8 protein-coding genes and 1 pseudogene are annotated in these 9,805 nt (G+C 60.4%); 4 read left to right on the forward strand and 5 right to left on the reverse strand.

The window, feature by feature from the left end:
- The first annotated feature begins 526 nt into the window (after positions 1–526).
- Positions 527–2,005, forward strand: a complete 1,479-nt coding sequence (locus tag ROA7023_RS14275; RefSeq protein WP_159458526.1) for an ABC transporter substrate-binding protein — start codon at positions 527–529, stop codon at positions 2,003–2,005.
- 226 nt (positions 2,006–2,231) lie between these two features.
- Here ROA7023_RS14275 and ROA7023_RS14280 read toward each other — a convergent pair whose 3' ends face one another.
- Positions 2,232–2,570: a Rieske 2Fe-2S domain-containing protein gene (locus ROA7023_RS14280; RefSeq protein ID WP_085879722.1), complete on the reverse strand. Its 339-nt coding sequence runs from the start codon at positions 2,568–2,570 to the stop codon at positions 2,232–2,234.
- Between the two features lie 55 nt (positions 2,571–2,625).
- Positions 2,626–3,708: a fatty acid desaturase gene (locus ROA7023_RS14285; RefSeq protein ID WP_200812520.1), complete on the reverse strand. Its 1,083-nt coding sequence runs from the start codon at positions 3,706–3,708 to the stop codon at positions 2,626–2,628.
- 279 nt (positions 3,709–3,987) lie between these two features.
- On the opposite strand from ROA7023_RS14285, the gene ROA7023_RS14290 reads away from it, so the two are divergent.
- The 3 genes from ROA7023_RS14290 to ROA7023_RS14300 all read left to right on the forward strand — a co-directional run bounded on the left by ROA7023_RS14290 (position 3,988) and on the right by ROA7023_RS14300 (position 6,966).
- Complete coding sequence (locus ROA7023_RS14290; protein ID WP_085879714.1) at positions 3,988–5,022, forward strand: substrate-binding domain-containing protein; 1,035 nt, start codon at positions 3,988–3,990, stop codon at positions 5,020–5,022.
- A gap of 151 nt (positions 5,023–5,173) precedes the next feature.
- Complete coding sequence (locus ROA7023_RS14295) at positions 5,174–6,184, forward strand: ABC transporter permease (protein ID WP_200812521.1); 1,011 nt, start codon at positions 5,174–5,176, stop codon at positions 6,182–6,184.
- The gene (locus ROA7023_RS14300; protein WP_200812522.1) at positions 6,181–6,966 is read left to right on the forward strand and encodes an ATP-binding cassette domain-containing protein; all 786 of its coding nucleotides are present in this window, start codon (positions 6,181–6,183) and stop codon (positions 6,964–6,966) included. The genes ROA7023_RS14295 and ROA7023_RS14300 overlap by 4 nt, the downstream gene beginning before the upstream one ends.
- Positions 6,967–6,994: 28 nt before the next feature.
- Here ROA7023_RS14300 and ROA7023_RS14305 read toward each other — a convergent pair whose 3' ends face one another.
- The 3 genes and pseudogenes from ROA7023_RS14305 to ROA7023_RS14315 form a co-directional block, all read right to left on the reverse strand.
- On the reverse strand, positions 6,995–8,257 hold the full coding sequence (locus ROA7023_RS14305; RefSeq protein ID WP_085879717.1) for an ROK family transcriptional regulator: 1,263 nt from the start codon (positions 8,255–8,257) through the stop codon (positions 6,995–6,997).
- A gap of 117 nt (positions 8,258–8,374) precedes the next feature.
- A complete protein-coding gene (locus ROA7023_RS14310) occupies positions 8,375–9,196 on the reverse strand; it encodes a 3-methyl-2-oxobutanoate hydroxymethyltransferase (protein WP_085879718.1) in 822 nt (273 codons plus the stop codon).
- Between the two features lie 433 nt (positions 9,197–9,629).
- Positions 9,630–9,805 (reverse strand): annotated as a pseudogene (locus ROA7023_RS14315) (ATP-binding protein); the annotation flags it as partial.

Genomic DNA, 9,805 nt, shown 5'->3' on the forward strand with positions numbered 1-9,805 from the left:
CCACGGCCCCTGCTCCAGGGACCAAAAAACCCGTTCTGATGGCTTGCCGCTCAGTCAGGATGGTTTTCAGCATTGGGTCAATCATCATGATTCATATGATTTTTTTGGTGGTTTTGACCGGTTTTCGGAAATTGTCGTGTCAATGAATCAGCCTGCGATCCGATGTCGGTTTTATCCGACCAAACGACCTGCCACGCCCGAAACCGGGCAAGAACAGAAAATTCCGACACGTCCGCGGATGCGCAAGATATAGAAGATTCTTGCCCCCGATCCCATTTTTTGAGCGCAAAGTGGTCGAGGACGGCCAGTGGTCGGCTTGCAGACAGGGTCGAACGGGCCGCTGCTCGGCATCCTCGCGGATCAGATCCCGGGGCGGAGTTGGCGAAAAACATGCTCGAAAATTTGCCGACCCGTTCAACAAATGTGCTTCTGGTCAGAGTTGGCCAAGGACCCGTCGTCAGTCGTTGCAATACCAGGGCAACTGTTCCAGCTTTCCTGTGTCGAAAGATCAGGTATTGGCGCACGGTTGAAAAAGGACGTCTCGAAATCGATTGCTGCCCCAGTCGCAGAGTCTCTTCAGCGGCTTGGCAACGATATGCGCATCGCCCGTCTGCGACGGAAGCTCACCTTGCGGCAGATGGCGCTGGACCTCGGCGTTCACCGCACGACCTACGGCAGATTGGAAAACGGCGACCCCGGCGTATCCATGGGCTTGTATTCACAGGCGCTGTTCCTGCTTGGTCTCGGCACGCCATTCGATGACCTCGCCGATCCGAACAATGATACGGAAGGCCAGAGGCTGGACGTGTCCAGGCTGCCCCGGATCCGGGACGCCGGCCTGTCTGCAGCGCGGCTCCGCCCAGCCATCGGGTCGTCTGACGAGCCTGTGCTGCGTATCGGTGTCCTGGGCGTCATGTCCGGGCCGGCTGCTGCCTGGGGGCTCGTCAGTCGCTACTGCGCCGAGGCGACGGCCGAGATGTACAACGACGCCGGCGGTGTCGAGATCGGCAAGCAGAAATACCGGATCGAAATCGTGAGTTTCGACGACCGATTTGATCCGTTCCGATCAACCGCCGGGGCACGCTGGCTGACCGAAGAGAAGGGCATCAAGTATGTGATCGGCCCGAATGTCGAACAGACGATCACCGCCGCGATTCCCATTGCCGAGCGCAAAAGCGCGATGCTGTTTCCGTATTCCTTCACCCGGTCGCTCTACAGCCTGCCACGAGAAAACTCGGTGCTGGCGCAAGTGGCGGGGTATCAGGCCGTTCCGATCATCTACGACTACCTGAAGCAGACCAAGGGCGCGGAGTCGATCAGTATCGTCGCCCCGAGAACGCCCGAGGGGCTGCGCCAACGCAACGACACCGTGTCGATCGCCGGCCAATGCCGATTGCGCATGCTGTCCTGCGAGGGCACTTATGTTTCCGGCAGCGCCGATATCGAAGAGGCGCTCGGCAGGGCATTGAGAACAACCCCGGATATCCTGGCGCTTTCGAATGTCGCGCCAAACGACGCCACCCGGCTGATACGCCGCGCACGCGAGCTGGGATTTGGCGGGTATATCACCACGGAATCCGCGCAGGACGTCGACTTGCTGACCCGCACGGTCGGATCGGATGGGGACGGCCTGATCATGCTTGGCGGCGCAAGCCCGCCCGACAAGCGGACCCAGCGGATGCGGGACTTCATTGCGCGGTTCAATCGCCTGGCGGGGGCATGGAATGACGAGGCGGGAACCAAGGCGCACACGCTCGAGATCATTCTTGGCACGTTGCAGATCGCAAGCGAACGGGCACTCCATGATACGAGCCTTTTCAAGGCGGCGATTCCCGATTTCTCGTCAGACAACCCTTTCTTCTCGGGGCGGACACAACTCAACTACCGGGGCAGTTCGCACTTCAATCAGAAACGACAGATCGCACTGCCGCTGGTCGTCAACGAGATCAGCGGAGGCAACCTGAAGACCTTGTTGGTGCGTCAACCCGAGGAATACATGGTCTGACGTGGTGTCGGGGACCCTACTCGACCCGAGCCGTGCCGAAACTGACCTGCCACGGCGTCTTTCCTCCACCATCGATCGGAGGCCGGCCGCGGCGCCGAGCCGCGCAGGCCCCAACCGCGATCCGGTCGGGGCTGGTTGAAGGGTCAGTGGCAGGTCAGGACAGCGACCCCGTGGTTGCGGTCCTGCCCAACATCCCGACCACCGGCCGACGGGAACGGGACCGAGCTCAGCGACCTTCTCCACCGTCGGTGAAAACGACGAAGACCTTTCCAGCCTGCACCTCGACCCGATAGGTATTCAGGTTGATGCACGCGGGCGCGCGTTTGGCCGCTCCCGTTCGGATGTCGAAAACGCCGTTGTGGCGCGGGCACTCGATCTCAAAACCCTGAAGCAGACCATCGGCGAGCGAGACGTTCTCATGCGTGCAAAGGCCGTCGGTCGCAAAATATTCATCGTCTTCGGTCCGGTAGACAGCGATCACCTGACCGTCGTGGGTCACCTCGAAAATATCGTCGAGTTCGATGTCGCCGACCGTACAAACCTCCAGGCGCTGCTGCTCTGCCATCTGTTTCTGGTCCTTCTGGTTCATCTTGCCTTGGGAAATCTGTGCAAAGATCGGATCAAGCAGCCGTTTGAGCGGCGGCCGGCAGGGGCCGCACGACCCGGTAGCTCGGGTCTTTCAATTGCCTCAGCAAGGTTGGGACGATTTCCCGATACGTGGCCAGGACGCTTGGGTAGGCCGGCGGGCAATCGTGCGCGATCGCGCGATGAAGCGCAGGCAGATTGTAGTAGGGCACCATCGGATACATGTGATGCTCGATGTGGTAGTTCATGTTCCAGTAGATGAACCGCCCCACGGGGTTCATGTGAAACGTGCGACTGTCCAGCCTGTGATCCAGCACATCGTCAAGCAGACCCGCATGTTGGGTCAGCGCCAGCGCCTGAATCAGCCATACACCGTAGATCCTCGGCAACCCCACAAGAAGCGCCGGCACGACCGATCCGGTCGCGAAACATGCAATGACGACACCGGCCAGGATCAGCGTCCAGACGATTGCGGTCCGCTGCACCAGAGGCCGCTCCATTTCGGGCACGAAGACCTTTTCCTCGTCCGACAGGTGGCCCGAGGCATGGCGCAGCATGTCATATAGGCTGGTCGGAAATTCGATCAGCCCAGCAAAAGCGATGATCTGACGGGCGATATCCGGGGGCCGATGATACACCTGTTCCGGGTCCAGACCGACAATGTAGGTGTCCGTGTGATGGCGCGTATGCGACCATCGGGACACGACCGGATTGCGCATTGCCAGGAAAGACGAAATCTCGAAGAGAATCGCGTTGAGCTTTCGGTTCTTGAACGGTGTCCCATGGAGGCATTCGTGCCACCGGGCTTCGCCGGCGGACGCATAGAGAACGCCGTAGACCGCGAAGAGCGGGATCGCCAGCCATGGCTGGTCAAGAAAGGCCACGCCCATCCCCCCGGTCAGCAACAACAGACCGAACCAGATCATGGTGTCACGCACACCCGGCCAATCGCGCCGCTTCATCAACTCCTTCAGCTGCTTGCGCGGCACTGGGGTCCGGTACCAGTCCGCACCCGCAAGTCCCAGCTCGCGCGCCTCTTCGCCACGCGGCCCGACCACGGAATATTCGCTCGCCCTGATCGGTCCTTCCAACTGCCTCGGCACGATCGCGCCCTCCAACTTCACATTTATCAATCTTAGATTAATAACTGAACCGACCGACGTCAAACTTCAAGAAGCTACGCGAAGATCACGCGAAATGTGATCCTTACCACATGTCCGGTCCGGCAGACGAGAGGATTTTTTACACTTCTTTTCATGTGTTTGGGGATTTTTCCCGCTGCGGGTCGCCTCGACCTGGCACGTCGGGACAAGCGCCATGGACCGAGAATCATGTTTTACAATTTACTTTTATTAAGCATCGCGCTACCAAGTTCCCGAACATCAGGGAGGTTCACTATGACAGCTATCTTCAAGGGCGCGGTCTGCGCCGCCGCCATGGCCGCCAGCCTGCTTTCGGCCGGCATCGCGGCTGCGCAGGATCGGCCAATCGTCGGGTTCATCACCAAGACGGAAGGCAACCCCTTCTTCGTCGCGATGCGCCTTGGTGCGGAACAGATGGCCGAAGAGCTCGATCTTGATCTGCGCTCCTTCGCGGCACGCAGTTCCGATGACAACGAGAGCCAGGTTCAGGCCATCGAAAATCTGATCGCTGCTGGCGCCATCGGCATTGCAATCGTGCCCAACGACGAAGCGGCGATCGTGCCGGCTGTCGAGCGCGCCCGCGAAGCGGGGTTGCTCGTCATATCCCTCAACACCGCGCTGGTGCCTGCCGAGGCTGCCGACGCGACATTCACGACAGACAACCGGGCGGGCGGCATCCTGATCGGCGAATGGGCACGGGCCCATCTTGGCGACGCGGCCGACACCGCGCGGATCGCCATGCTTGACGCCGCCGAGAACCAGGGCCTCGTCGATGTCGAGCGTGACCAGGGCTTCATGGAAGGCTTCGGGATCGACGTGAAAGACCCCAACCGCTGGGGCGATGAGGAAGACGAGCGCATTTGCGGTCACGCGATGACTCTGGGGTCAGAGGCCGGTGGCCGGACCGCGATGGAAACCCTGTTGCAGCAATGCCCGGACATCACGGTCGTCTATACGGTCAACGAACCTGCCGCTGCCGGCGCCTATCAGGCGTTGCGTGCGGTCGGAAAGGATGACGGGTCGGTGACGATCGTGTCTTTCGACGGTGGCTGCCCCGGTGTTGCGGATGTCGCCGACGGAGTTATCGGCGCAACCACACAGCAATATCCGCTGTTGATGGCCTCGATGGCGCTCGAGGCGATCAAGGAGTTTGCTGAAACCGGTGAGCGGCCCGAGCCGACACCAGGGCTTGATTTCTTCAACACCGGGACGACTCTGGTCACCGACGCACCCGTGGATGGCGTAGAGTCGATCGACACAACCGCCGCGATGGAAATCTGCTGGGGCTGAATCGACCCCGACCCGGACAGGTCGGGTCGAACAGGACCAATCTGACCGGGCGTGGCGTCAAACGCCGCGCCCGGTTGCTTGCCAATCCAGCGAAAACAGGTGGAGCGACCGTGACCATGAGATGCGAAAAGCAGACGAGGCAGGGGTGGTGATGGAGTTTCAACTTCAGAGAAAAAGCAAGACACGTGCCTTCCGCAACTTCCTTCACCGCTATCCGACTGTCATCCCCGCCGTCACGCTGGCAATTGCTGTCGGCCTTTTTGCCCTTATCGTCGGCGAGCGGTTTTTCAGCCCGTTCAACCTGACCCTTGTCATGCAACAGGTCACGATCATCGGCCTGCTCGGCATTGCCCAGACACTGGTGATCCTGACCGCCGGCATCGATCTTTCCGTCGGCGTGATCATGATCCTGTCCTCGGTCGTCATGGGCCGCGTATCGGTGACCTATGGCCTGCCCGTCGAACTGGCGCTGTTTCTGGGCCTCGCCACAGGGTTCCTGTGCGGGCTTTTCAACGGCCTCCTCGTCGCGTTGATCCGCCTGCCCCCGTTCATCGTCACCCTGGGAACCTGGTCCGTCTACGGCGCGATCATCTATCTTGTCTCGCGGTCCGAAACGATCCGCGCCCAGCAGATCGAGGACACCGCACCGTTCCTTCAGTGGACGGGCAACATGATCAGGCTCGAAGGCGGCGCGGTGATCACCTACGGCACGATATTGTTGCTCGTGGTCGCCGCGGCGGTCTGGTACCTGCTGAACCGCTCCTCCTACGGCAGACACATCTATGCGACGGGCGACGAACCCGATGCCGCGCGGCTGGCGGGGATCAAGACCGCCCGAACGCTGATTTTCGTCTACGTCCTTTGCGGAGTTCTTTGCGCACTGGCCGGTTGGGTCCTGATCGGGCGCATTGGCGCGGTGTCGCCCCTCGGCAACCAGACAGCCAACCTCGATGCCATCACGGCGGTCGTCATCGGCGGGACCTCCTTGTTCGGCGGCCGGGGATCCATCATCGGAACGCTCATGGGGGCGCTCATCGTCGGCGTATTCCGCAACGGCCTCGCGCTGGCCGGGCTGGACGTGCTTTGGCAGGAATTCAGCGTGGGCTTGCTGATCATAGCCGCGGTCACAATCGACCAATGGGTCAGAAAGATGTCGGCATGAAACCGCAAGCGATCCTCGAGGCCCGGTCCCTTGAAAAGTATTACGGCAGCGTCGTCGCGATGGACGGCGCGGATTTCGACCTGTACCGCGGCGAAATTCTGGCGGTGATCGGCGACAACGGTGCAGGCAAGTCCACCCTGATCAAGGCCCTGAGCGGCGCAGTCATTCCCGATAGCGGGCAGATCCTGCTTGATGGCAAACCGGTCCATTTCCGCTCGCCTCTCGATGCGCGCAACGCGGGAATAGAAACGGTCTACCAGACGCTCGCCCTCTCCCCGGCGCTTTCGATCGCGGACAACATGTTTCTTGGCCGTGAATTGCATTCCGGCGGGACATTCGGGCGCATGCTGGGGAACATGAACATGCGACAGATGCGCAATCAGGCGCGTGACATGCTCAATGAATTGGGGCTCACCACGATTCAGGACATCAATCAACCGGTCGAGACCCTGTCAGGCGGCCAACGCCAAGGCATCGCCGTGGCCCGGGCGGCCGCATTCGCATCACAGGTCATCATCCTGGACGAACCGACTGCGGCCCTCGGCGTCAAGGAAAGCCTGCTGGTCCTGAAACTGATCCGCGATGTGCGGGATCGCGGCATCTCGATTGTGCTGATCTCACACAACATGCCCCATGTGTTCGAGATTGCCGATCGCATCCACATCCACAGAATGGGTCGACGGGGTGCCGTCGTAGACCCGAAGAAGATCACCATGTCCGATGCCGTCGCGATCATGACCGGGGCGCTGACGGTAGACGACACCGCCGAGAAGCAGGCCTGACCGCAAGGCCGCGAAGAGAGTCCAGGCACTATCCGGCGGACCCGGCGAGAAACGGCAAGGTCTGGCTGCCGTCGGCCGGATCCACATCGGGCTCGGACGTGTCGTCAGATGTGGACCAGATCCGGCGTGCAAACGGCACGATGGCGGCGCCGACCGCCCTTGCCTGATCGCCCACCTCGCCCGTGTGAAGCTCTGGCACAACGAGGTATCGATCAGGGTGCTCCCGCATCAGGGCGCGGATTTCAGCCACGACAGCGGCAAGCAAATTCGTTGGCAAGGCGCCGTCGATGATCACAGCTTCAACGTCGATGATGCTGGCGATCCCCACGATTGACTGCATGATGGCGTCAGACGCATCATGTTGCCATTCGTCAATGAGATAGCGAAACTTTTCGTCAAGACCCGCGAGATCGCTGACCCGGGTGACTGGCGCACCTCCGGACTGCATGTGTCGGATCAGCCCGTAGACCGATGCCCGGCGGACAAGACTTTCAAATCCGTCCGGATTTTTTTCGACGGATGAAAGCCTGGAGGGGGTAACCGGAAACGGACCATAGTTCGCAGCCAATCCCTGTGGCCCGGGCAGCAGATCTCCATCCAGAATGAGACCCCCACCGATAAATGTTCCAATAAAGACGTAGAAGAAATTTTCGACTGACTTGCCAAGACCGATCTCGTTCTCGGCCAAGGCAGCAGCGTTGGCGTCGTTGGCCTCGAACACCGGAAAGTCATGCCAATCCTCGAACAGTCCACGGGGATCAAACTTTGTCCATTCTTTCGCAATCCATGCTGGATAGCCCAATTCCTCACCACGGAAACCAAAGTACTTCGGACTGCAGATGCCGATACCGATAACTCGATCTTGACGCACCTCGGCGAATTCGGAAATCCAGGTTGAAATGCGCTCCCGGATATATTCCATGATCACATTTACTCGTGGAATATCATAGGGAATCGTCTCGGACCGGACCACATTGCAGTTCAAGTCAAGCATCACGGCCTGAACGGACCGTCGGCCAATGTTGATGCCAAAACTGAAGGCCGCGTCGGGTGCGATACCGTAAAGATTCGACGGGCTGCCTATGGCGCCCCTCCGTTTTGCCTTGACTTCGAGATACCCCGCCTGAACCAGCTCTCGCACGATTGCACTGCTCGCCGGATGCGACAGGCCCAATGTGCGGGCAATATCGGCGCGGGACAGAGCGGTGCCGCGCCGGCAAAGATTGAGGATATTGCGCGCGTTGGAGATCCGCGTGCGCTTTGGGTTTTGCCCCTTGGTTCTTTTCCTCAAGTCCGCCTTCCCACGACCTCCGCCTTTCGGCCGATGATCGTCTTCAACTCCTGCAAAGCGTGAACACCGGGCGGCTACAAGCGAGAATTGCCGGTGGGCCCGGTTGAGGGACTCTGCTCAATCCAAAGCCGCTGCGACAAACGCGTCAAAGGCTTCGTCCTCAATAGGTACCGTATGTTCGAGCGCAGGGTAACCTTTGTTGTCAACGTCTTCGCGAAACGCCCGGAATGCGGCGATACGCGCCTGCTGTATCCTGTCAAGCTCCGGTCCCAGGTCGCCATATGACTTTGCGTGGCGCGGCTTTCGGTTCACGCCATACCCGCAGACATCTTCGGTGAACAGATACTGGGCATCGGCATACGGTCCGGCCCCCATTCCGAACAGCATCAGCGACGTGTGCTCTGACAGGAATTTGGCTATTCGGTCCGGAACCACTTCAAGTTCAGCGCCGAAAATGCCGATCTCCTCCATCCGTTTCGCATGAGCCCAAAGGGTCAACGCTTCTTCAGTCGTCTTGCCAACCGCCCGCCACCCGGTCCAGGTTATGTAGGACGGAACAAGTCCGATATGTCCAACCACCGCCAGGTGATTGTCGCAAAGCGCTTTCTGGATGTCGTATGAGGCGACGCAATAGAAGCAATCAGCCCCAATCGCAGCCAGGTCGAAAGCCTCGCGCAGATAATCTTCTGCCGTCACCAATCTCTTGCCCGGGTCGCCCAGAGGCCCCAACGGCAGCCCGACCTGCACGAAACAGCACCCGGCCGCCTCCCGCATTTCAGGCGTCCACCGGCGGCCCTCGATCGACAATATGTGGATCCCGGCCGCCTCCGCCGCCGCCGCTTCCTCTGGTGTGGCAACATAAAGCATGGACAGTTGCTGTCCTTGCGCCTTCATCGCCCTGATGTCCTCGACATGAGGGCGGTCGTGGAAAAGGTCCATCGCTTTCTCCTAAGCGCATGCTGTGCCGATCCAGGCCCCGATTGAGCGTGCGCGACGTATGGCGGCCCGACAGGTGCGGGGCAAGCCTGGCCAAATTGCACCATTATCCCGCTCCTTGTCCATGAAAGTGATGCCCGTAGCAGGACCTGCGACGGAAATCGGCGAACGCGAAAAGCGAAGCATGAGCGCCTGTCGCTCATCCGGATCGTCGAGAAGCTGCGATCCCAGGGCAACACCCGCGGTCATGATGCTGTCCGGCGACAAGCGGCCTTGCGGAACTGGGCAGAGCGAGAGGCGTCTGCGGCGCCCTGCGGCCCACTGACCGTTGATCCAGGCTGTCAATCAGCATCTGATCGTGGTGCCCCCTCATCGGCGTCCGGTATTGATCCCTCCGGAGCTGAGCTGGTCCGGCGCTGCGCAGTCCTCGTGTGACGCAGCGATGCGTCGGGCGGTCGAGGAGCGCAGCGGTCATCTTCGCGTCGCCGAAGACGGTCGGCCATTCGCCAAAGGCGGGATTGGTCGTGGCGATGATCGAGCTCCGCTCGTGGGGCTTGCCGATGAGGTGGCGTGACGCGGGTTCAGGAAACGGTCCACTGGGCCGTTTCCCCG

Origin of the sequence: Roseisalinus antarcticus, assembly GCF_900172355.1 — a bacterium.
In the GTDB taxonomy this organism is placed as follows: Bacteria; Pseudomonadota; Alphaproteobacteria; order Rhodobacterales; family Rhodobacteraceae; genus Oceanicola; species Oceanicola antarcticus_A.